This window comes from Dactylosporangium sp. NPDC006015 (genome assembly GCF_040614215.1).
Taxonomy (GTDB): domain Bacteria; phylum Actinomycetota; class Actinomycetes; order Mycobacteriales; family Micromonosporaceae; genus Dactylosporangium; species Dactylosporangium maewongense.
Map to the genome: position 1 here is coordinate 1 of NZ_JBEXUD010000027.1, position 20,583 is coordinate 20,583.

Consider the following 20,583-nt stretch of genomic DNA (forward strand, 5'->3'; position numbering starts at 1 on the left):
GGCTACGACAACAACCGCAGCCGCGACCTGCTCGCCGAACTCGGCTTCGACGCGCAGATCGCCCGCAAGGGCGTACCCGCCCCGATCCAGATCGGTAAACGCTGGGTCGTGGAACGGACGAACTCCTGGATGAACAGCTTCGGCAAGATCCGCCGCTGCACCGACCGCGACGCCAGGATCGTCGATTTCTACCTGTACCTGGCCGCCGCCATCGTCACCATCCGTCAACTCATCCAACGCGCACGCACGCACTACCGCTGGGACACCCGACCGACAACCCGCCGACTCAAGTGACACCTATTGCCGGTCGCTCTAAGCCGGTGCATGTCGGCGATCTCCATCAGGTCGTGCAGCGGTCCGATCCGGCTTGTGATGTTCCAGGCCTCCTCGAACACGAGGGTCGCGGGTGAGATCCAGAAGCTGAACGGTTCGCCGTCCCCGGCAGGCTCGACCCAGCGCACGATGTAGTCGAGATCCAGCAACAGTCGGGCAGGCGGGAGCGTAGCGTCGTCGTAGACACCGACGCTGACGGCATGCACTCGGCAGTCGTGCCAGCCCATGTGGGCAAAGTCAGCATCCGTCCAAGTGGCCTTGGACAATCCGGAGCCCTCATGCGGCAGCGCGATCACCGTGTCATCTTGCACGACGCCGCCGTCCACAGCTCGGCCAAATGGTGCCGCCACACGGTTCGGCCGCCTGGGACGGCCCCCACCGACCACAGCAAGCCGTCAGCGGCAGATCCGGAAACGTGATCAAGCGGTCGGGGCGGCCTCTGTTTGTCCGGTTGGCGTTCGAGGAGAAGGCCTCGAGACTGAGGACCATGTTGGACTGGCGCTGTCCCGGCTGCGGCGTACGTTGCCGGACAAGTCTTCCTGACCGCGTCAACACGGTGTGCAGCTTCTGTGCCGCCGCCGTGACCTGGGAGCGACTGCCGGCCAGCACGCAGACGATGATCGACGACGCCATCCGTCGCGGCAACATACCGGGCCTCCTTGCGATGCGTGCAGCCGATCCGCCCATCAAGTTGCCCCACGCGGCGGACGTACTCGCGTTCCGGCACAGAGCAGGCATCCACCACGACGCCTCACGCTGACAGCTTCGGGCTCCATGAACCGACCGGAGCGCCAGCCGCCGGGGCATGCCGCAGGTTGGACGACGAGCGCCTCGCGGCAGACCCGTACGCCAAGATCGCTTCAGCGGCGACCGGAGAGCACCCCGTCAACAGCCACGATCATGTACCTCAACAATCCGAGTTGACACTGGGCTGTAGGTCGTCGACTGGCACACGGCTGTGGATCGCGAGCATCGGCAGCGGGGCGGCATCTGTCACGATGGCGGTGTGACGGACGAGGTGGCCGCCTGGCCGGACGGTGCCGGCGAGTTCTGGGAGACGGAGCCCGGCTGGGTGCTGCTGGATGGTTGCCACGGCGGCTACGTGCCCTTCAATCAGTTGACGTCCGGGGCCATGCTCATCTGCGACGAGGACGAGTACGCCCGCGTCGTCGCGGGCATGCGGGCGTCCGGCTGTCCCGTCCTCGACATGTCCGGCGACGACGATGGGCCGTGCTTCGCCGAGATCTACGTCGACCAGGTCCCGCAGGACGCCATGAAGATCCTGGTCGAACTTCGGCGTCTGTTGGGCAAATCGTGGCCGTTCTCCGACCTCCGCGCCATGCTCGCCGCCCAGCCGATCCACGTCGCCACTCAGGATGTCGCCCAGCTGCGAACTGCGTTGACCGCCGTACCGCGCCTTCGGCCGTACCTGTTCCACGACAGCCGTGATGGACTCATCCCGGTCTGGGCCGACAACTGATACACAACCGCCCTGGCCGGCCTGCAATCCGGTCTGGCTCCGGTTGAGCAGGACGACCTTCTGACGCTCGAACTCTTCGGCCGCTGGGACGCCGGCGCCGCGGAGTCGCCCGAGCGATCTCAGCTCTTCGAACCAGTCCGTGCACTGTTGCGGTGCTTGCCGCTTGTCCGATGGCTTCTTCGGCGGTGGTCCGCAGGCCCTCGAATCGGCCTGCGCGTGGGACGGAACGTCACCGCGTTTTGTCGCGGTTGGCGTCTGCATCGTGCACTCCAACATCCGCCAACGCCAGCGAGCGGCTCGCAGCAGATGTATGTACGGGCGCCGTGTCAGGCAGCATGGGTAGGTCGTTGACAACGCAACGGCCCGGCATTCGTGATGCGAATTTAGGTTACTCATGAACTGCGGGACAGTCGCACGGCCCCTCATGACCCTTTGGCTCGCGACAGAAATACCAGTAAGCAGCTGGATCGGGTCCACCGCCCTTTGGGTGAAAGCGTTTGTTGCATGGTTCGACATCGTCGGCTTCGCCTTCGTAGAATCCCAAGCCACCGCACCCAGCGCACTCGCCACCGTTACTGGCGAACCTTTCGCCCTTGCAGTCATCGCACTCGAACCAGTACTCGTCCGGGTCGTCTCCCGGTCCATTGTTGACACGCTTGGGCACTTTGGTTCTCCTCTGGATCCAGGGCCATAACCTATCGGGCAAGCAGTAATGACGCGAATGCTCAATTTCGCCATAGTGTCCGATCTCGACGCCCCGACCAGAGCGCCGCCGTGCATACATACGAAGGTGGCAGAAGAGAATAGCGGATCGATGGCTGCCAAAATTGAGCAGAGAGCGGATCTCCTGTTGGAGCTCGACGAGGGCGGCGGTCCATCGCCGCATGCTGCTTCTGGCGGGAGAACTGCCGCAGCGTTGACGGCTCGGATAGCAGTCAGCCGTTTACAAGTTCCGTACTTACAGATATTTCTCCACATGGTCGGCGTCGTAGTCCATGTCACCGTTCATCATAAGAATCGCGCTGCCAGCGTTGAACCAAGAGTTGGCTTGTGAAATAGCGCACTCCCCGCACAATTCGCCATCGAAATGGCGGTCATAATCTGTCTCATCGCCGTACTCTGTCGTCGCGAACTCTTGACGCGCATCAGAGAGGTCGAATTCCTGCTCACATGTGCCGCACTTCGCCATGCCGCGCAGGGTACCGAACACGCAGGCCAAGAACACGCCCGGGCCAGTGTTCACAGCGCTGCCGCCTGCTCCGCCGGACGCACTCACATCGGCATGTCAGGCCACCGGTGGCGGGAAGCGCCGGAAGCCCACTGTGACGAAATCCAGCTGGCCTTCGCGCACGAGACGCGGCAGATGCGCATGTCGCAGTAGACGGCAGCGACCTCCGACAAGGCGGCCGCGGTCCGGCAGAAAGCGGGTCCGGGCCGGCATCGGCGACGACGTACGGCACCGGGAGAAGTGGCGCCTGGCGTTGAACATGCTCGACGGAATGATCGAGCAGTGGGGCCCGGCGAAGCCGCCAGCGGTCTCGGACTGCGGCTACGGCGACTGCTCCAACGGGGGCCTGGTGGCGCTCGTTGTCGCCTGCGTCATGCGGTTGAGGCGGGCGCCTCCGCAGCGGCAGGGGCAGGCCCGTGTTCGCGGAGCATGGTCAGCAGCCCGGGGAAGCGTTGTTCCACCTCGTCGTACCGGAGCGTGACCAGCCGGCGGATGCCGTCGACGCGGGTGCGGATCAGGCCGGCATCGCGCAGCACCTTGATGTGGTGCGACAGGGTGGACTTGCCGATGGTGACGCCGGTGTTTCTGAGGACGTCGCTGCCGCAGGTCCAGTCCCCGGCGGCGTCGAGCGCCCGCACGAAGGTGAGCCGTACCGGGTCGGCGAGCGCGCTGAGCACCACGTCGATCGTCACGGTCTCGAGGGCGGGTTCGATCACCTCGGTCACAAGAGGAAGCGTAGCCAATGCTTGCGGAAAGTTCGACCCGCGTCGTACTGTTCGGTCTAGATCGAACCGTACGACGCAGATCGAACATTGGATGGATCATGAAGGCGATCATCTACCGTGACAACGGCGGCCCCGACGTTCTCCAACTCGTCGAGCGTGACCGGCCCGCGCCGGGTCCCGGCGAGGTCCGCGTCCGGGTCGCCGTGTCCGGCGTCAACCCGACCGACTGGCAGGCCCGCTCCGGCATCGCCCACCGCAAGCTCTTCCCTGAGATCACCCCGCACCTCGACGGCGCCGGCGTGATCGACGCCGTCGGTGAGTGCGTCGACCCAGGCCGGGTCGGGCAACGGGTGTGGCTGTTCATGGCCGCCGCCGGGCGGCCCACCGGCACCGCCGCCGAGTTCACCGTCGTGCCCGCCGACCAGGCCGTGCCACTGCCCGACGAGGCCAGCTTCGACGTCGGCGCCTCGCTCGGCGTGCCCGCGCTCACCGCACACCGCGCACTGACCGTCGCCGAGGACGGGCCGCGCCGCCTGTACCCCGGCGCACTCGACGGCAAGATCGTGCTCGCCGCCGCCGGGGCCGGCGCGGTCGGGCACGCGGTCATCCAGCTCGCCCGATGGGCCGCCGCCACCGTGATCAGCACGGTCAGCAGCCCGGAGAAGGCGAAGCTGGCCACCGCGGCCGGCGCCCATCATGTGATCAATTATCGCGAGGGCGACCCAGCCGCCGCCATCCGTGCCATCGCCCCGGAGGGCGTCGACATCGTCGCAGAGGTGGCGCTAGGCGCGAACCTCGCACTGGACCTGGCCGCGCTGCGCACACGCGGCACGATCGCGACCTACGCCAACGAGGGCGGACAAACGGTCGAGCTGAACGTGGGGCAGAACATGGTGCTGAACACACGCTTGCAGTTCCTGGTGCTCTACACGGCGGGCCCGCAAGCGCGCGCCACAGCGGTCGAGGACGTCGCCGCAGCGGTCCGCGACGGCGCCCTGCCGGTCGGCGAGGAGCGCGGCCTGCCACTGGTCCGCTTCCCGCTGCACCGCACCGCCGACGCTCACCGGGCATTGGAGACCGGCACGGTTGGCAAGGTACTGGTGGACGTCACGCCCTGAAGTTCAGCCAGCAGCCGCACCTCTGACTCGCACCGGTGCGGGTCCGCATCTCGGCACGAGTGCATACCTGGTCCGCCGACCAGGTCGGTCGTTGCCCGCACAGAGAGTGACGACTGCCGACATGCCGCCGCGCGAGACCCGCGGCATGAGCGTGCACCGGACAGCGGTCAATGCCGACGCGACGGGCCGGTACAGCAGGTGCGAAATCCGTATGATCCGCGCTGTGGAGAGCATGCCTGGGACGACGCCCTGGGACGAGTCGATGTCCGGATGGCGGTCCAACTTTGTGCCCGGGCCAGAGCAGTTGCGTCGCCAGCGGTCCAACCTGCTCGCGCTGGTGGGTCGACGGCTCCAGGCCGGCTGGGTCGGATGGGAGCTGGCAAGGGACAGGTGGCAACCGGTCATCCCGGTGGTGCTGGTGTTCGATGGCGGTGTGCAGCTGGAGCTCGCCTGGGACGCGGCTGACCGATTGTCGGTCAGCTGGAACACGATCGATCTGGGGACGGCGTTCACCTTTGTCGGCCAGCCGCACGAGTGGGCGTGTTCGGGCTGGTCGGCCTGGACAACGGGATCATGTCGGGGCTGGCGAAGTTCGAGGCGCCCGACCCGGCGTACTGGTGCGCGCGGGGCTACGCGATCTGCAACCCCGACGTCCGGGGCGTCGCGAACTCAGAGGGCGACAGCGTCCTGTGGGACCGGCAGGAGGGCCGCGACTGCTACGACCTGATCGAGTGGCTCGCCGCCCAGGAGTGGTGCACCGGCAAGGTCGCGATGAGCGGCACCTCCTACCTCGCGGCCTCGCAGTGGTTCACCGCCGCCGAGCAGCCGCCGCACCTGGTGGCGATCAACCCGTGGGAGGGCGTCAGCGACGTGTACCGCGACCTCGTGCTGCGCGGCGGCATGCCCGACACGGGGTTCGCCCGGCAGCTGCGGGACCACAGCTTCCTCGGCCTCGGCCAGAAGGAGGACATCGTCGCCGAGGCCGAGCGGTTCCCGCTGATGAACGCCCTGTGGGAGGACAAGGTCCCGGACTTCGACCGGATCACGGTGCCGGCGTACGTCGTTGCCAGCTACTCCAACACGCTGCACACCGCGGGCACGTTCCGCGCCTGGCGGCGGATGGCCTCGGCCGACAAGTGGCTGCGCGTCCACAACACCCAGGAGTGGCCCGACTACTACGACGAGGCCAACGTCGAGGACCTGCGCCGGTTCTTCGACCACTACCTCAAGGGCGAGGACAACGGCTGGGAGCGGACGCCGCGCGTCCGATACTCGCTGCTCGACCTGCACGGCGGCGACCGGGTCGCGGTCCCCGCCGACCAGTTCCCGCCGCGGGACGTCACCCCAACGAGGTTCTACCTCGACGGCCGCTCCCGCACCCTGGTGCCGGCGGCACCGGCGGCCGGGGTGCCCGCGGCCTACGACATCGGCGCCAACCCCGACGTGGTCTCGTTCGTGACCCGGTTCGACCGGGAGACCGTGCTGGTCGGCTACCCGAAGGCGCACCTGTGGGTCGAGGCGCACGGCGCCGACGACATGGACCTGTTCGTCCTCGTCCAGAAGCTCGACGCGCACGGCACGCCGCTGCAGGCGTTCACCACCCCCAACCAGGGCGCGATGCTGCAGGACCTCACCGAGCGCGGCGCCACGATCCTGCGGTACAAGGGCTCCGACGGCCGCCTGCGCGTCTCCCTGCGCCACCTCGACGAGTCCCTGTCGACCGGCGACGTGCCCGTCCACACCTTCGACCGGGTCGAGAAGCTCACCCCCGGCGACATCGTCGACGTCGAGATCGACCTGCTCCCGATCGGCCTGCTCTTCCACCCCGGCGAGCAGCTCCGCCTCGTCATCAGCGGCCGCAACCTCCTCGGCGCGATGATGCCCCGGCTGGTCGAGTACACCCCCGCCAACAGCGGCCGGCACGTCATCCACACCGGCGGCGAGCACGCCTCCTACCTCCAGGTGCCCGTCCAGGCGCGGTAGCCCGCTTGCCGGGACCGTGTCTCAGGGGTGAAGCTGGCCGCGACGGCGAACCTCGACCAATGGTGGTGGGGCACGATGCACGGCGAAGCGACCCGCACGGCCTTCCGGACCTGCCCGCTGTGCGAGGCCGTCTGCGGGCTGGAGCTCACCGTCGCCGGGGACAGGATCGTGGCGGCGCGCGGCGACCGGGAACACGTGCTCAGCGCCGGGTTCGTGTGCCCGAAGGGGGCCACGTTCGGGCAGCTGGTGCACGACCCGGACCGGCTGCGCCGGCCCCTGGTGCGCGGCGCCGACGGCCGGCATCACGAGGTGGGCTGGGACGAGGCGTTCGCGGCGGCCGCGGCGGGGCTCGCGCAGGTGCAGGCGCGGCACGGGGCGGACGCGGTCGCCGTGTACCTCGGCAACCCCAACGTCCACACGATGGCCGGGCCGCTCTACGGCGGGCCGCTCGTCAAGGCCCTCGCCAGCCGCAACGTCTACTCCGCCAGCACCGTCGACCAGATGCCGAAGCACGTCTCGTGCGGTTACCTGTACGGCAACCCCGACGCCATCCCGGTGCCCGACATCGACCGGACCGACCTGCTCGTCCTCATCGGCGCGAACCCCCTGGAGTCCAACGGCAGCCTGTGTACGGCGCCCGACTTCCCCGGGCGGCTCGCCGCCGTCCAGGCCCGGGGCGGGCGGGTCGTCGTCGTGGACCCGCGGCGGACCAGGACCGCTGCCGTCGCCGACGAGCACGTGTTCGTCCGGCCCGGCGGGGACGCGCTGCTGCTGTTCGCGCTCGTGCACACCCTGTTCGACGAGGACCTCGTCGCGCTCGGCCGCCTGGAGGGGCACGTCCGCGACGTGGAGCGGGTCGCGGGCCTCGCGAAGGACTTCCCGCCCGAGGCCGTCGCCGCCGCGTGCGGGGTGCCGGCCGGGGACATCCGCCGGCTCGCCCGCGACCTCGCCGCCGCGCCGTCCGCCGCCGTGTACGGGCGGATCGGCACCTGCGCGGTCGAGTTCGGCACCCTGACGAGCTGGCTCGTCGACGTCGTCAACGTGCTCACCGGCAACCTCGACCGGCCCGGCGGCGTCATGTTCCCGCTCGCGCCGCACGCCCGGAAGGCCACGGAGCCGGGCGGCAAGGGCTTCCGGGTCGGGCGGTGGACCAGCCGGGTCCGCGGCCTGCCGGAGGTCAAGGGCGAGCTGCCGGTCGCGACCCTCGCCGACGAGATCACCACGCCCGGCGACGGGCAGGTGCGGGCGCTCGTCACCGTCGCCGGCAACCCGGTGCTGTCCACGCCCAACAGCGGGCAGCTCGACGCGGCCCTCGGCGGGCTCGAGTTCATGGTGAGCGTCGACCCGTACCTCAACGAGACCACCCGGCACGCCGACGTGATCCTGCCGCCGACCGACCCCGCCCGGGTCGGCCACTACGACTTCGCGTTCCTGACCCTCGTCGTGCGCAACACGGCCGCGTACTCGCCGCCCGTGCTGCCGAAGGACCCCGGCGGCATGGACGAGGCCGACATCCTCGCCCGCCTCGCCGGGATCGACCACGAGCGGCTGCTCCTGCAGCTGCTGCAGCGGGCCGTCGACGACCCAGGCTCCCCCGTCCACGGCCGGGACGTCGCCGAGCTGCGGGCCCTCGTCGGCGGCGACGGACCCGCGGAGCGGCTGCTCGACGTGCGGTTGCGGCTCAGCTCGTACGGTGAAGGCTTCGGCGCCGACGAGTCAGGGCTGACGCTGCGGAAGCTCCTCGACCACCCGCACGGCGTCGACCTGGGCCCGTTGCAGCCGCGGGTGCCGGAGGTGCTGCGGACCCCGAGCGGGCAGGTCGAGCTGTGCCCCGCACCGATCGCCGAGGACGTCGACCGGCTGCGGGTGGCCCTCGACCGGCCGAGCGACGGGCTCGTCCTCGTCGGCCGGCGGCACCTGCGGTCCAACAACAGCTGGATGCACAACGTGCCGGGGCTGATGAAGGGCAGGGACCGCTGCACGCTGCAGGTCCACCCGCACGACGCGGCCGCGCTGCGCCTCGCCGACGGCGGCAGGGCGACGGTCGCGTCCCGCGTCGGCACGCTCACCGTCGCCGTCGAGATCACCGACACGGTCATGCCTGGCGTGGTCAGCCTGCCGCACGGCTGGGGGCACGGCGCGCCCGGCACGCGGGCCGCGGTCGCCGCCGCCACACCCGGCGTCAACAGCAACATCCTCACCGACGACCACGCCATCGACCCGCTGTCGGGCAACAGCGTCCTCAACGGCATCCCGGTGACCGTCTCCCCCGCCACCTGAGCGAGCCGGCGACCACGGCCGCGGCACCGGCCGGCGGCTACGACCGCGGCGCCGGGGCGGCGGCTCGGCGCAGGAGGTACTGGCGCTCGGGTTCGGTGCGCACCAGCCGCAGCGACGCCTCCCAGGCCGCGCCGGCCTCGCCGGAACGGCCGAGGCGCTGCAGCAGCTCCGCCCGCACGGCCGGGACGAGGTGGTGGCCCGGCAGCCGCTCGGCCGCCTCCTCGGTCAGCGCCAGCGCCAGCGCGGGGTCGCCGGCCTCCGCGACCGCGACGGCCCGGTTGAGCCGCACGACCGGCGAGCCGGTGCGCGCCTCCAGCCGCTCGTACAGCCCGGCGATCCGCGCCCAGTCGGTGCCGGCCGCCGTGACTGCCTTCGCGTGCTCCGCGGCGATCAGCGCCTCCAGCGCGTACCGGCCGGAACTCCCGTCGTCGCGGACGAACGCCAGCAGCTCGAAGCCGTGCCGCAGCTCGGTCGGGTGCCAGCGGGACCGGTCCTGCTCGGCCAGCCGGACCAGGTGCCCGTCGGCGTCGACGCGGGCGTCGCGGCGGGCGTGCTGCAGCACCATCAGCGCCAGCAGCGCGACCGGCTCCGGCTCGACCGGCAGCAGGAGACCCAGCTCGTAGCCGAGCCGGATCGCCTCCTGCGCCAGCCGCGGCCGCAGCAGCGCCGACCCGCCGGTGGCCCGGTAGCCCTCGCTGAACAGCAGGTACACCGCCGTCAGCAGCCCGTCGAGGCGGCCGGCGAGGTCGGCCGGCGCCGGTGCCCGCAGCGGGATCCCCGCCTGCGCGATCTTCTTCTTCGCCCGGGTCAGGCGCGCCGCCATCGTCGGCTCCGGCACCAGGCACAGCCGCGCGATCTCGGCCGTGGTCAGGCCCGCCCCGAAACGCAGCATCAGCGCGGTCCGCGCGTCGGGCGCCAGCGCCGGGTGGCAGCAGGCGAACAGCAGCCGCAGCCGCTCGTCGCCGACCTCGTCCCCGGCACAGGCTTCGGTGACAGCTCCGGTGACGGTGCCGGGCGCGTCGACGACCAGCAGCGGCAGCCGCTCCCGGTCCGCCTCCTCCCGCCGTACCCGGTCGAGGGCCCGCCGCCACGCGGTGGTCATCAGCCAGCCCGCCGGGTGCGCCGGCACGCCGTCCCGGTCCCACCGCTCGGCCGCGGCCGCGAACGCGTCCTGCAGGCTCTCCTCGGCGAGGTCGAACCGCCGCAGCCGGGTGACCAGCAGCGCGAGCAGGCGCGGCCAGTGCTCCCGGTACGCCTGCTCGACCGCACCGCTCAGCTGGGCTCCTTCGGGCCCGGCACCATCGGCCGCACCTCGACCACCCCGGACGGCAGCTCCCGGGCCAGCTCCAGCGCCTCGTCCAGGTCCGCCGCCTCGATCAGGTAGAACCCGGCCAGCTGCTCCGCCGTCTCCGCGAACGGCCCGTCGGTGACGCTGACCGCCGCGCCGTCGCGCCGCAGCGTCGTCGCCGCCCCGGTCGGCGCCAGCTCCGCCCCGCCGACCAGCGCGCCGCGCTCCACGAGCAGCTTCATGAACCGCTCATGCCTGGCATAGATCTCCCGCCGGGCTGCCTCGTCGGCCTCCTGCCACACCCGTTCGTCCCCGTAGAGCAACAGCGCGTACTGCATGACTCCTCCTTCGTCCGTTGCCACCATGACGCGGCGACGGGCCCGAATTCGACAACCGGCCCGAAAAATCACGCGGCCGGTCCGGTTGCACGTCAGCTGCACGCGCGGGGCGGCACAGTGCCGGTATGTTCGCACCCTTCCGGCGGCACCGGACGCACGCACTGCTCCTGGCCTGCGCGGTCCTGCTCGGCACCATGGCCGCCTGCGGTGATCGCGAGGGGTCGCCGGGCTCGGGCGGCGGGGACGCCGAGCTCGTCAAGGCGCTGGGCCGCCTCGCCGACACCGAGAACATCCGCACGAGCGTCCGTTTCGCCGACGAGGCGGTCACGATGCACTTCCCACGCAAGACCGGGTCGGTGAAGTGGCGCGGGCTGATCGGTCGCGGCAGCGCCCGGCTCCAGCCGGAGGTCATCAGACTGCCCGACTACGACATCCGGCTGGACAACAGCGAATACGTCGTCACCGCCGGGGGGTCGTCTCGCGACGTGTCGCTCGTCGCCGGCGGGCAGTTCCCGGTCGAGGTCACCCGCAAGCTGGTCGCGGCGGGCTGGCGGGACGACGGCGGTGGCCTCGTCGCCCCGCCGGTCCTCACCGGCGACGGCCTGCAGTTCCTGAGCATCGCCATGCCCCGCGTCCACGGCGAGGGCGGCGACCTGTTCGTCGGCGGCGACGACGCGAACTGGGACGACGTCCGGGCCGCTCCGGAGCGCTCGCTCGCGGCGAACCCGACGTTCCGCGCGCTGGCGGGCTGCCTCGGCGATGTGGTCGCCGCGTACTTCCGGACCCGAACGCGGGACGAACGGACCTACGTGATCGCCGCCGGGGTGCTCCGGGCGGGCGCCGGCTCCAGCAAACCGGCGAAGGTCGTCGTGTGCTCGTCGTGGAGCACGGCCGAGGACATGGACCGCTCCGTAACGGAGCAGCGGCAGGAGTACGCGCACGACCGGCCGGCCGAGGTGTTCCGCGACGTCACGGTCACCGCGCTCGGCGGCGGGCTGCACATGGTCCGCGCGACGGCGGGCACCGCCGAACCCGACGCGATCCTCGCCATGGTCGACGACGGCAACGCACCCGGCATGCAGTTCGGCTGACCGCCCGGCCCGTTCACACGATGGGAACGCTCCCATTGACAGGTCGACCGGTATCGATCACCCTGCCTATCGGTATCCCCCGATGGAAGGATGTCATCGATGGTTCAAGCCATGGGTCGGCTCGCCGACCGCGTGCTCGCGCGCCTCGCCCCGACAGCCGAGGCGGACGCGGGATGCACGTACGAATGGGAGACGTGCTACTGCAAGGGCGGCCTGCGGTACCGCCGCAAGTGCATGTACGGCTGCTCCGGCGTGCCGAACCACTGCTACTCCTGCACGGTCACCGGCACGTGCTGAACCACACGACGGCCGGGCGCGCCCCGGCGGGTCACCGATGCCGGTGACCGCGTTCGCCGCCGGCTCGGCCGTCGTGTTCGCGATGGCGGTCGCCGGGAAAGTTTCATCCCGGTCGTTCACCCGGCTCCGGCGCAGCGCGGCCGCGCTGTGGCCGGGGCCGGGACGCCTGCCGGCCGCCGCCGTCCCGCTCGCCGCGGCCGACCGCCCCGGCGCCACCACCCCGTCCTTGGCCTGCGCGGTCGCCGGTGGCGCCGCCGGGCTCATCCTTGCGTCGCTGGAGGACATCGTGTCGTTGCTCAGCATCCCGCCGGTACCGGCGAAGGGAGCGGGCCGGTGACCACCGCGCTGCTCGTCGCGGTGCTGCTGCTCACCGCGCTGACCCTGTTCAACCTGGTCGTCGTCCTCGGGGTCGTGCGCCGGCTGCGCGCCTACGAGAACCGCCTCGGCGACATGGCCGAGCCGCCGCCGGTGTCGACCGCGACCCTCGGCGAACCTGTCGCCGACTTCGTGGCGTCCACTGTGGACGGCCGACGGGTCGACCGGGCCTCGCTCACCGGCCAGACCCTCATCGGGTTCTTCTCGCCCGACTGCCCCGCCTGCCATGAGCGGCTCGGCGACTTCCGCGCCGCGGCGGCCCGGCACCCCGGCGACGTCCTCGCGGTCGTCGTCGACGACGGCGGCGACCCGGCACCCGTCGTCGGCGCGCTCACCGGCACCGGCGGCGTCGCGGTCATCCTGGAGGACCCGGAGGGCCCCGTCGCGGGCGCGTTCGGCGTCCGGGGCTTCCCCGCGTTCGTGCTCGTGCGGGACGGTGGCGTGGTCGAGTCCGTCGGCTACCAGGTGCCCGTGCCGGCGTGACCGCCGTGCTGTCCCGTGCCGGCGCGGCGCTGCTGCTCGCGTGGCGGGCCCGTCCGGCGCTGCTGTGCGGGTATGTCGCCGCGCGCCTGCTGTCCGGCGCGCTGCCGGCGCTCGCCGCGTGGCTGACGAAGGTCGGCATCGACCGGGTCGTCGCGGGCGGCGCGGCCGCGGCGGTGCTCCCCGTCGCCGCCGCGCTCGCCGCCGCCGGGCTGCTCGCCGCGCTCGGCCCGCCCGTGCTGCGCTACGTCCAGGCGGAGCTCGGCCGCGCCGTCGCCGTCATCGCCAAGGACCGCCTGTACGCGGCCGTCGGCCGGTTCACGCTGCTGCAGACCCTCGAGGACCCGGAGTTCCGGGACCGGCTGCGGATGGCCGAACAGGCCGGGAACGGCGGCCCGAGCCAGGTCGTCGACAGCGTCCTCGGCGTCGCCCAGGCCGTCGTGACGATCGCCGGCATGGCCGGCGCGCTCGTCGTCGTCTCGCCGTGGCTGGCCGCCGGTCTCGCCGCCGCGGCCGTCCCGGCGCTGGTCGCGGAGCTGCGGCTGAGCCGGCGCCGGGCCGCGCTCACCTTCAGCCTCAGCCCGGCCGAGCGGCGGGAGCTGTTCTACACCGACCTGCTCACCGACCTCAGCGCCGCCAAGGAGGTGCGGCTGTTCGGCGCCGGCGACCTGCTGCGCCACCGGATGCTCACCGAGCTGCGGACCGTCAACGCCGGGCACCGCCGGATGGACCGCGCCGAGCTCGGCAGCCAGGTGTCCCTCGCGGCGTTGTCGGCCCTGTTCGCCGGCGCCGCGGTCGCCTGGACCCTCGTCGCGGCCGCCGCGGGCCGCCTCAGCGCCGGCGACGTCGGCGCCGTGATCCTCGCGGTCGCCGGCGTGCAGGCCGCGCTGTCGGGCGGCGTGCAGTATCTCGCGCTGGCCCATCATGCCGGGCTGCTGTTCGACCACTACCGCTCGCTGCTGGCCACCCCACCGGACGCCGGGGCGGCGCCGGCGGTGGGCGGACCGGTCGCCGGCGAGACCGGGATCGTCCTGGACGACGTGTGGTTCCGATACGGCGACGAGCATCCGTGGGTGCTGCGCGGCGTCAGCGTCGCCATCCCGCCCGGGTGCGCGGTCGCGGTCGTCGGCGAGAACGGCGCGGGCAAGAGCACCCTGGTGAAGCTGCTGTGCCGCCTGTACGACCCGACCCGCGGCGCGATCCGCTGGGACGGCGTCGACCTGCGCGACCTGCCCGTCGAGGACCTCCGCCGGCGGGTGGCGGCCGTCTTCCAGGACTTCATGTGCTACGAGCTGACGGCAGCGGAGAACATCGCGCTCGGCGACACCGACGGACGCACGACCCTGGACACCGACGCGTCCCGGCTCGCGGATCCGGCGACGCGGGCCGGCATCCACGACACGCTGCTGGCCCTGCCCGGCCGGTACGACACCCTGCTGTCCCGCACGTTCGTCGACTACGACCGGCCGGAAGGGGTGCTGCTGTCCGGCGGGCAGTGGCAGCGGCTGGCGCTGGCCAGGGCGTTGCTGCGCGGGCAGCGGGACCTGCTGATCCTGGACGAGCCGAGCTCCGGGCTGGACGCCGCCGCCGAGCACCGCGTCCACCGGACGATCGCCGCCCACCGCGACGGCCGCACCAGCGTGCTGGTCTCCCACCGGCTCAACACGGTCCGCGACGCCGACCGCATCGTGGTCCTCGCCGACGGGCGGATCGCCGAGACGGGGACGCACGCCTCGCTGATGGCGGCCGGCGGCACGTACGCGACGCTGTTCCGGTTGCAGGCCAGCGGCTACGACCTGGACCCGGCGGCGCCGTGACGTGGCTGCTGCGACTCTTCCTCCGGCCCTGGTGGCTGGTGGTCAGGGTGCACGGCGGCAGCATGGAACCCGCGCTGCACGACGGCGACCTCGTCCTGGCCCGGCGGCGGGCCGGCCGCACACCGCGCCGCGGCGACATCGTGGTGCTGCGGCGCCCGGCCGCCGCCGCGCCACCGCCCGGCGCCGAGGTCGTCCACGGTGGACCCACGCCGGCGGCGCCGTCGCCGTGGCTGGTCAAGCGGGTCGCCGCAGTGCCGGGCGACCCCCTCCCGCCGGACGTGCCGGCGGCGGCGCCGGGCCCGGTCCCGGCCGGCATGGTCGTCTTGCTCGGCGACCGTCCCGGCCTGGATTCCAGGCTGTTCGGCCCGGCACCGCTCGCCACCGTCCACGCCACGGTCGTGCGGACCATCGCCTCCGCACGCTGACCCACGGGCCGGCCACCACAGTCCGGCCGAACGGCTGCGGCAGGTGCCGGCGGCGACCCCGTACGATGGCGGCGGCCACACGGTGCGGGAGGTGAGGGCGACGGACCAGCGGCACGCGGGTCGCGCGCTCGTCGCCGTCTCCGCGGTCTCATCGGGCGCGCTCGGCTGGAGCACCGCGCACCTGGTCACGTCGCGGCTGCTCGCGCACCGGCACGCGGCGGCGCACGGCATGGCCGACGGTGTCTCGCACGTCCACGCGGCCGAGCTGGCCGCGGTGGTCGTGGCGCTCGCCCTCACCGCGACGTCGCTGCTCGCGGTCACCGCCGCGGCGTTCGCGTCCGGCGGGCGGCTGCCGGCGCCGCGCAAACGGCGGCTGGCCCGCACCGCCGGGCTCTGGTCGACCGGAGCGTTCCTCGCGGCCGAGACCGCCGCCTGGGCCGCCTCCGACACGCACGTGGTGCCGCCGCCGGTCGTGCTGCTGCTCGGCCTGGCGGTGCACGGCGCCGCCGGCGTGCTCGCCACGCTGCTGTGGCGCGGCGCCGTGCGGCGCACCAGCCTCGCCGCCGCCGCGGCGACCCCGCGGCGGTTCGATCCGCCGGTGCGGATGCGCGCCGTCGTGCGCGCGGCCACGGGCGGCGAGTCGGTCTGGTCCGTGCTCCGGGTGGCGGGCCGAGCCCCGCCGGCGTCGGGAACGCCCGCATAGCGCTGTTTCCCAACGTCCGTCCGGGCGTCGCTCCACCGTGCCCGGGAAACCCCGAGAGGCCTCCATGCATCGACCCGCTCTGCGCCGGGGCACCGTCGTGCCCGGCGCCGCCCTGACCCTGCTGCTGCTCCTGCCGACCGCCGCGTCGGCGCACGGCGTCGACGACGCGGCCGGCAGGTCCGTCCCCGAGTTCGTCTGGCTCGGCGTCACCCACATGCTGCTCGGCTGGGACCCCCTGCTGTTCGTCGCCGGGGTCGCGCTCATCGCCGGCACCGTCCGCCGCGCCGCCGCATACGTGTCGCTGTTCGCGCTCGGCCACAGCGTCACCCTCATCACCGCCGCGATCACCGAGTGGCGGGTCAGCCCCGCCGCGGCCGGGTCGGCATGGTTCACCGCCATCCGGTCCGAGGTCGCGGAATAGGCCCGATGCCGCCCGTACGCGCCGCCGCCAGCGCCCCCACCTCGCGGGGCGCCGGCCCGTTACGTGCGGGTGAACATGCAGCGTTGTGGCGGATCTCCGACACCGCCACGGCCCGGCGGGCTGCCATCATCCGAGGCATGGGGCGGTGGTGGATGTTGTGGCCGGCACGGGCCGGGCTGGCGTTCCTGCTCCTCCTGTCGTTACTGCTCGCGCCGCTGGCCAGCGCGCAGTCGGCGCACCTCCTGCAGGGGCACCCCGACGGCCACGCGGCATCGGCCGGGCACGGCCATCACGGCGTCACCGGTGAGCACTCCCACCAGCACCACCACAACGTGCTGCACACGGCCGGGGCACCGGCGTACCCGCAGCAGCCGAAGCTGCCCACCGGCTCCGCGACCGTCATCACGGTCCCGGCCGGCGTCGTCACCGAACCCCCACCACCAACGGCGGTCCCGGACCGGGACACCGGGCAACTTCGGCAGTCGCACCTCCAGGTATGGCGGATCTAGGCCGGCACGGCGCACGCGACGTGTCCTGACCGACGCCACACACCTGGAGCTCCCACATGCCCGCAACCGCCGACCGGCGGCCGACGAACCATGCCCCCGACACGGAAACCCACACCGAAACCCACGCCGGCGACCACGCCGACAACCACACACCGGGCGCCCCGCCGCGCGGATACCGCCTCGCCCACGGCAGCCTCGCCGGGCGGTGGGACGGGCGCGACAACGGCATCGGCGCCATCCGCCTCGGCCTCGCCGTCGCGGTCGTCCTCGCCCACGCCACCTCGCTCGGCTTCGGCTGGGAGGACCTGGGCCGGAGCCTGTTCCAGAGACAGACCAACGTCGGCACCCTCGCGGTCTTCGGCTTCTTCGTCCTGTCCGGACTGCTCATCACCCGCTCCGCCGCGCACACGAGCGTCTGGCGGTTCGCCTGGCACCGCGCGCTGCGCATCCTGCCCGGCCTGTGGGTGTGCCTGCTCGTCACCGCGTTCGTCGCCGCGCCGGTCGTCGCGCTGCACCAGCGGGGCACCCTCGCCGGGTTCTGGGACGGGCCGAAGGGTCCGCTGCAGTACGTGGCCGGCAACTGGTTCACCGGCGTGCGCCAGTACGGCATCCAGGACCTCCTCGCCGACACCCCTTGGGGCCGCGAGATCGGCGGCAACAGCGTCTTCGACGGCGCGCTGTGGTCCCTCGTCTACGAGTCCACCTGCTACGCGGTCGTCGCGGTCCTCGCGGTGACGGCCGTGCTGCGCCGGGCGCGGTGGCTCGTGCCGGTTTTCGCCGCCGGGCTGTACGGCTGCATCGTCGCCGACCAGATCCGCGGCTGGACCCTGGAAGGGCCGCCGGCGCAGCACTACGGAGCGATCGTGCCGCCGCTGGTCGGCAGCGTCTCGGTGCAGTGGCTCATCTACCTCGGCGCGCTGTTCCTCACCGGGGCCACCATCGAGCTGTACCGCGACCGCGTCCCGATCCACGACGGCCTCGCCGCCGGCTGCCTCGTGATCCTGGCCGCGTCGCTCCTGCTGGGCGGGTTCTTCGTGGCCGGCTTCCCCACCCTCGCCTACCTGCTCGTGTGGGCCGCGGTCCGGGCACCGCGGCGGCTGCGCCGCGTCGGCGCCGTCAACGACTACTCCTACGGCATCTACATCTACGGCTTCGTCGTCCAACAGCTCCTGGCCACGTTCGGCGCCAACCGCTGGGGCTACCTGCCCTACACGGCGCTGAGCCTGACGATCACCGCCGCCGTCGCCTACGCCTCATGGCATCTCGTCGAGCGCCGCGCGTTGACGCTGAAGCACTGGCGGCGGCGTCAGTCGTGCTCGGGCGCGCCGGTCAGATGATGGTCGGCCGCGTGGAACACCTCGGTCACGAGCCGGCGGACGTGTCCGCCGGCCGCCCGGTAGAGCACCCGCCGGCCGTCCCGCCGGGTGTGGACCAGGCCCGCGAGCAGCAGCTTGGCCAGGTGCTGCGACACGGCCGGGCGGGCGGCGCCGACCGCCGCCGTCAGGGTGCTGACGTCCTGCTCGCCGTCGCGCAGCACCCACAGCAGCCGCAGGCGGGTCGGGTCGGCCAGCATCCGCAGCGCGGTCACCGCGGTCGCGACCTGCGCGTCGGTCGGCGAGTCGACCGTGGTTTCGTCTGGTGCGTACATGAGCACTCACGGTACCGCGGGGGCCCGGTGGTGGTGCGCCACGGCGGCGTGCGCGTCGGCGCTGTCGGGATCGGTGTGGATGGTGGCCCCGGTGAGCCGGGGCACCGCGTGCAGCAGCCGGTGCTCGGCGTCGAGGGCGATGGCGTGCGCCTCGACGACCGTCAGCGTGTCCGCCACGACGAGATCGGTCTCCGCGTGCAGCCGGTGGCCGATCCAGCGCATCCGCAGCGCGGCGACCCTCCGCACGCCGGGCGTGCCGGCGAGGGTCGCCTCGGCGGTGTCCACGAGTGCGGGGTCGACGGCGTCCATGAGTCGGCGGTACACCTCCCGCGCCGCGTCCTTGAGCACGAACAGGATCGCGACGGTGATGGCCAGGCCGACGACCGGGTCGGCCCACCGCCAGCCGACGGCCACGCCGCCGGCGCCGAGGAGCACGGCGAGGGAGGTGAAGCCGTCGGTGCGGGCGTGCAGGCCGTCCGCGACGAGCGCCGCCGAGCCGATCCTCCGGCCGATGCGGATGCGGTACCGCGCGACGAGCTCGTTGCCCGCGAAACCGGTCACGGCCGCGACCGCCACCCACGGCAGGTGCGTCACCGCGGCCGGGTTGAACAGCCGGTCGACGGCCTCGAGCCCGGCGAGGACCGCCGACGCGGCGATGGTGAGCACGATGACGATGCCGGCGATGTCCTCCCCGCGGCCGTATCCGTAGGTGTACCGCCGATCGGCGACCCGGCGCCCGACGATGAACGCCACCCCGAGCGGCACGGCGGTCAGCGCGTCGGCGATGTTGTGCAGCGTGTCGCCGAGCAGCGCCACCGACCCGGACACCAGCACGACCACGACCTGGATCGCGGCGGTCGCCCCCAGCACCAGCAGCGAGACCCACAGCGCGCGGATCCCTTCCCGCGAGGTCTCCAGCGCACCGTCGACCCTGCCCGCGGTGTCGTGCGAGTGCGGTGCCAGCAGATGCCCGACCCGGTGCCGTGCCGCCGCCCACCGGGAGCCCGGGTGGTGCCCGTGCTCGTGTCGATCGCCCATGCCTCCACTTTATGTGCTCATGTACGCACGCGACAACGTTGCAGCTGCCACCGGTGGGCAACTGCCACCCGCCGTTGACCTTGCCGCATACGATCGGGCGCCTACCGGGGGCGGGAGGGCGCGTGCCGGATCGGATCCGCGACGAGCTGCTGGCCGAGCTGGCCGGGCGGCCGCTGGACGGGCGGGCGGTCGCCGCCCAGCTGGTCGACGTGGCCGAGCGCGGCCTGGTGACGCTGCGCTGGCACGAGCAGCCGGCCGGGTTGTGGGCGGTCGACGTGTCGCACACGCGCGGCCCCGCGACCAGGATCGGCGCGGCCGACGCCGCGCTGCTCGGTGAGCTGTTCGGCCCGGAGCGGGAGGTGTCGCTGCACCGGCACGCCGCCGCCGGCGCCGCCCGGACGCTGTACCTGCGGGCCCGGCGAAGCGGCGAGACGGCGGGGCTCTGGCAGACCGTGCCGCCCGCGTGGGACCAGCTGCGCGGCACCCTGGCCACCCTGGTGGTGGCGGTGACGGGCGTCGTCGCCGGCGCGGCGCTCGCCGAGGGCGCGGCCACGGCGGCCACCGCGGCGGCCATCGGTCTGCCCACCGCGGCCGGCCTGTACCTCGTCGTCCGCCGCCTGCTGACCGGTCCGCGGCTGACCGCGCAGGGCCGGGCCGCGGCCGCCGAGGTGCTCGACCGGGCCGAGCGGTGCCGCGCGCACGGCGGAAGCCTGGCCGACCACGTGGCCTTCGGCACGGTGCGGCACCGGCCGGCCGGCGCGCACCCACCGCCGTGGGTCGACGGCCTGCCGTGGTGCGAGCCGTCCACACCGCAACAGGACACAGCGCAGCAGGACATAGCGCAGCAGGACATGACGCACCAGGACACGGCGCAGCAGGACACGGCGAACCGCCGGGCGATCGGTGCCATGGCCGACCGGATCGCGGCGGCGTTCCGCCCGGCGTCCCGCTCCCCCGACATCGCAGGCGGTGGCGGCGGCTCCTGATGCCGGCCGGCGCGGGCCGA

The 20,583-nt window shown here is 72.7% G+C and carries 23 protein-coding genes and 1 pseudogene; 17 read left to right on the forward strand and 7 right to left on the reverse strand.

Annotation, left to right across the window (positions count from 1 at the left end; all coding sequences use genetic code 11):
• Positions 1-294: pseudogene (locus ABZ321_RS36185) on the forward strand (IS5/IS1182 family transposase); the annotation flags it as partial.
• Here the strand turns inward: ABZ321_RS36185 and ABZ321_RS36190 are convergent.
• Positions 252-629, reverse strand: coding sequence for a hypothetical protein (locus ABZ321_RS36190; RefSeq protein ID WP_354899860.1), 378 nt, complete (start codon positions 627-629; stop codon positions 252-254). The pseudogene ABZ321_RS36185 and the gene ABZ321_RS36190 sit on opposite strands and share 43 nt — an antisense overlap.
• 662 nt (positions 630-1,291) lie before the next feature.
• Between ABZ321_RS36190 and ABZ321_RS36195 the strand changes: the two genes are divergently transcribed.
• Entirely contained in the window at positions 1,292-1,813 is a 522-nt protein-coding gene (locus ABZ321_RS36195) for a hypothetical protein (protein ID WP_354899863.1), read from the forward strand.
• A 958-nt stretch (positions 1,814-2,771) separates the two neighbouring features.
• Here the strand turns inward: ABZ321_RS36195 and ABZ321_RS36200 are convergent.
• Positions 2,772-3,089, reverse strand: coding sequence for a hypothetical protein (locus ABZ321_RS36200; protein WP_354900163.1), 318 nt, complete (start codon positions 3,087-3,089; stop codon positions 2,772-2,774).
• Here ABZ321_RS36200 and ABZ321_RS36205 point away from each other — a divergent pair.
• On the forward strand, positions 3,001-3,522 hold the full coding sequence (locus ABZ321_RS36205) for a transposase (RefSeq protein WP_354899866.1): 522 nt from the start codon (positions 3,001-3,003) through the stop codon (positions 3,520-3,522). The genes ABZ321_RS36200 and ABZ321_RS36205 overlap by 89 nt on opposite strands.
• On the opposite strand, the gene ABZ321_RS36210 is transcribed toward ABZ321_RS36205, so the two are convergent.
• Positions 3,413-3,766: a helix-turn-helix domain-containing protein gene (locus ABZ321_RS36210; protein WP_344514667.1), complete on the reverse strand. Its 354-nt coding sequence runs from the start codon at positions 3,764-3,766 to the stop codon at positions 3,413-3,415. The two genes, ABZ321_RS36205 and ABZ321_RS36210, sit on opposite strands and share 110 nt — an antisense overlap.
• A gap of 98 nt (positions 3,767-3,864) precedes the next feature.
• Here ABZ321_RS36210 and ABZ321_RS36215 point away from each other — a divergent pair, with 98 nt between their 5' ends.
• The 3 genes from ABZ321_RS36215 to ABZ321_RS36225 all read left to right on the forward strand — a co-directional run bounded on the left by ABZ321_RS36215 (position 3,865) and on the right by ABZ321_RS36225 (position 9,147).
• The gene (locus ABZ321_RS36215; protein WP_344514665.1) at positions 3,865-4,884 is read left to right on the forward strand and encodes an NADPH:quinone reductase; all 1,020 of its coding nucleotides are present in this window, start codon (positions 3,865-3,867) and stop codon (positions 4,882-4,884) included.
• Positions 4,885-5,424: 540 nt separating this feature from the next.
• Positions 5,425-6,867: a CocE/NonD family hydrolase gene (locus ABZ321_RS36220; protein ID WP_354899869.1), complete on the forward strand. Its 1,443-nt coding sequence runs from the start codon at positions 5,425-5,427 to the stop codon at positions 6,865-6,867.
• 27 nt (positions 6,868-6,894) lie between these two features.
• Entirely contained in the window at positions 6,895-9,147 is a 2,253-nt protein-coding gene (locus ABZ321_RS36225) for a molybdopterin oxidoreductase family protein (RefSeq protein WP_354899872.1), read from the forward strand.
• Between the two features lie 37 nt (positions 9,148-9,184).
• On the opposite strand, the gene ABZ321_RS36230 is transcribed toward ABZ321_RS36225, so the two are convergent.
• Both ABZ321_RS36230 and ABZ321_RS36235 read right to left on the reverse strand, forming a co-directional pair.
• Positions 9,185-10,423, reverse strand: a complete 1,239-nt coding sequence (locus ABZ321_RS36230) for a sigma-70 family RNA polymerase sigma factor (RefSeq protein WP_354900155.1) — start codon at positions 10,421-10,423, stop codon at positions 9,185-9,187.
• On the reverse strand, positions 10,420-10,773 hold the full coding sequence (locus ABZ321_RS36235) for a YciI family protein (protein ID WP_354899875.1): 354 nt from the start codon (positions 10,771-10,773) through the stop codon (positions 10,420-10,422). Before ABZ321_RS36235 ends, ABZ321_RS36230 begins: the two co-directional genes overlap by 4 nt.
• A 125-nt stretch (positions 10,774-10,898) precedes the next feature.
• Here ABZ321_RS36235 and ABZ321_RS36240 point away from each other — a divergent pair, with 125 nt between their 5' ends.
• The 10 genes from ABZ321_RS36240 (at position 10,899) to ABZ321_RS36285 (ending at position 18,228) form a co-directional block, all read left to right on the forward strand.
• A complete protein-coding gene (locus tag ABZ321_RS36240; RefSeq protein ID WP_354899878.1) occupies positions 10,899-11,864 on the forward strand; it encodes a hypothetical protein in 966 nt (321 codons plus the stop codon).
• 99 nt (positions 11,865-11,963) lie between these two features.
• Positions 11,964-12,161, forward strand: a complete 198-nt coding sequence (locus ABZ321_RS36245; RefSeq protein WP_344514655.1) for a hypothetical protein — start codon at positions 11,964-11,966, stop codon at positions 12,159-12,161.
• Between the two features lie 37 nt (positions 12,162-12,198).
• Entirely contained in the window at positions 12,199-12,498 is a 300-nt protein-coding gene (locus ABZ321_RS36250; protein ID WP_354899881.1) for a hypothetical protein, read from the forward strand.
• Positions 12,495-13,019, forward strand: coding sequence for a TlpA disulfide reductase family protein (locus ABZ321_RS36255; protein WP_344514652.1), 525 nt, complete (start codon positions 12,495-12,497; stop codon positions 13,017-13,019). Before ABZ321_RS36250 ends, ABZ321_RS36255 begins: the two co-directional genes overlap by 4 nt.
• Complete coding sequence (locus ABZ321_RS36260) at positions 13,016-14,833, forward strand: ABC transporter ATP-binding protein (RefSeq protein WP_354899884.1); 1,818 nt, start codon at positions 13,016-13,018, stop codon at positions 14,831-14,833. The genes ABZ321_RS36255 and ABZ321_RS36260 overlap by 4 nt, the downstream gene beginning before the upstream one ends.
• A complete protein-coding gene (locus tag ABZ321_RS36265; protein WP_354899887.1) occupies positions 14,830-15,258 on the forward strand; it encodes a S26 family signal peptidase in 429 nt (142 codons plus the stop codon). Before ABZ321_RS36260 ends, ABZ321_RS36265 begins: the two co-directional genes overlap by 4 nt.
• 91 nt (positions 15,259-15,349) lie before the next feature.
• Positions 15,350-15,961, forward strand: coding sequence for a hypothetical protein (locus ABZ321_RS36270; RefSeq protein WP_344514648.1), 612 nt, complete (start codon positions 15,350-15,352; stop codon positions 15,959-15,961).
• A 64-nt stretch (positions 15,962-16,025) separates the two neighbouring features.
• On the forward strand, positions 16,026-16,382 hold the full coding sequence (locus ABZ321_RS36275) for a HupE/UreJ family protein (RefSeq protein WP_354899890.1): 357 nt from the start codon (positions 16,026-16,028) through the stop codon (positions 16,380-16,382).
• A gap of 137 nt (positions 16,383-16,519) precedes the next feature.
• Positions 16,520-16,891, forward strand: coding sequence for a hypothetical protein (locus ABZ321_RS36280; RefSeq protein WP_354899893.1), 372 nt, complete (start codon positions 16,520-16,522; stop codon positions 16,889-16,891).
• A 56-nt stretch (positions 16,892-16,947) separates the two neighbouring features.
• Positions 16,948-18,228: an acyltransferase gene (locus ABZ321_RS36285; protein ID WP_354899896.1), complete on the forward strand. Its 1,281-nt coding sequence runs from the start codon at positions 16,948-16,950 to the stop codon at positions 18,226-18,228.
• Here the strand turns inward: ABZ321_RS36285 and ABZ321_RS36290 are convergent.
• Positions 18,198-18,539, reverse strand: coding sequence for a metalloregulator ArsR/SmtB family transcription factor (locus ABZ321_RS36290; protein WP_344514640.1), 342 nt, complete (start codon positions 18,537-18,539; stop codon positions 18,198-18,200). The two genes, ABZ321_RS36285 and ABZ321_RS36290, sit on opposite strands and share 31 nt — an antisense overlap.
• A 6-nt stretch (positions 18,540-18,545) precedes the next feature.
• The gene (locus ABZ321_RS36295) at positions 18,546-19,577 is read right to left on the reverse strand and encodes a cation diffusion facilitator family transporter (protein WP_344514638.1); all 1,032 of its coding nucleotides are present in this window, start codon (positions 19,575-19,577) and stop codon (positions 18,546-18,548) included.
• Between the two features lie 122 nt (positions 19,578-19,699).
• On the opposite strand from ABZ321_RS36295, the gene ABZ321_RS36300 reads away from it, so the two are divergent.
• Positions 19,700-20,563, forward strand: coding sequence for a hypothetical protein (locus tag ABZ321_RS36300; RefSeq protein ID WP_354899900.1), 864 nt, complete (start codon positions 19,700-19,702; stop codon positions 20,561-20,563).
• Positions 20,564-20,583: the final 20 nt, after the last annotated feature.

Bases quoted from the DNA above. Each gene is read 5' to 3' on its own strand.
- ABZ321_RS36240 (WP_354899878.1), top strand. From the start codon at position 10,899: ATGTTCGCACCCTTCCGGCGGCACCGGACGCACGCACTGCTCCTGGCC.
- ABZ321_RS36205 (WP_354899866.1), top strand. From the start codon at position 3,001: ATGCCGCGCAGGGTACCGAACACGCAGGCCAAGAACACGCCCGGGCCA.
- ABZ321_RS36295 (WP_344514638.1), bottom strand. From the start codon at position 19,577: ATGGGCGATCGACACGAGCACGGGCACCACCCGGGCTCCCGGTGGGCG.
- ABZ321_RS36290 (WP_344514640.1), bottom strand. From the start codon at position 18,539: ATGTACGCACCAGACGAAACCACGGTCGACTCGCCGACCGACGCGCAG.
- ABZ321_RS36235 (WP_354899875.1), bottom strand. From the start codon at position 10,773: ATGCAGTACGCGCTGTTGCTCTACGGGGACGAACGGGTGTGGCAGGAG.
- ABZ321_RS36275 (WP_354899890.1), top strand. From the start codon at position 16,026: ATGCATCGACCCGCTCTGCGCCGGGGCACCGTCGTGCCCGGCGCCGCC.
- ABZ321_RS36285 (WP_354899896.1), top strand. From the start codon at position 16,948: ATGCCCGCAACCGCCGACCGGCGGCCGACGAACCATGCCCCCGACACG.
- ABZ321_RS36215 (WP_344514665.1), top strand. From the start codon at position 3,865: ATGAAGGCGATCATCTACCGTGACAACGGCGGCCCCGACGTTCTCCAA.
- ABZ321_RS36280 (WP_354899893.1), top strand. From the start codon at position 16,520: ATGGGGCGGTGGTGGATGTTGTGGCCGGCACGGGCCGGGCTGGCGTTC.
- ABZ321_RS36250 (WP_354899881.1), top strand. From the start codon at position 12,199: ATGCCGGTGACCGCGTTCGCCGCCGGCTCGGCCGTCGTGTTCGCGATG.
- ABZ321_RS36245 (WP_344514655.1), top strand. From the start codon at position 11,964: ATGGTTCAAGCCATGGGTCGGCTCGCCGACCGCGTGCTCGCGCGCCTC.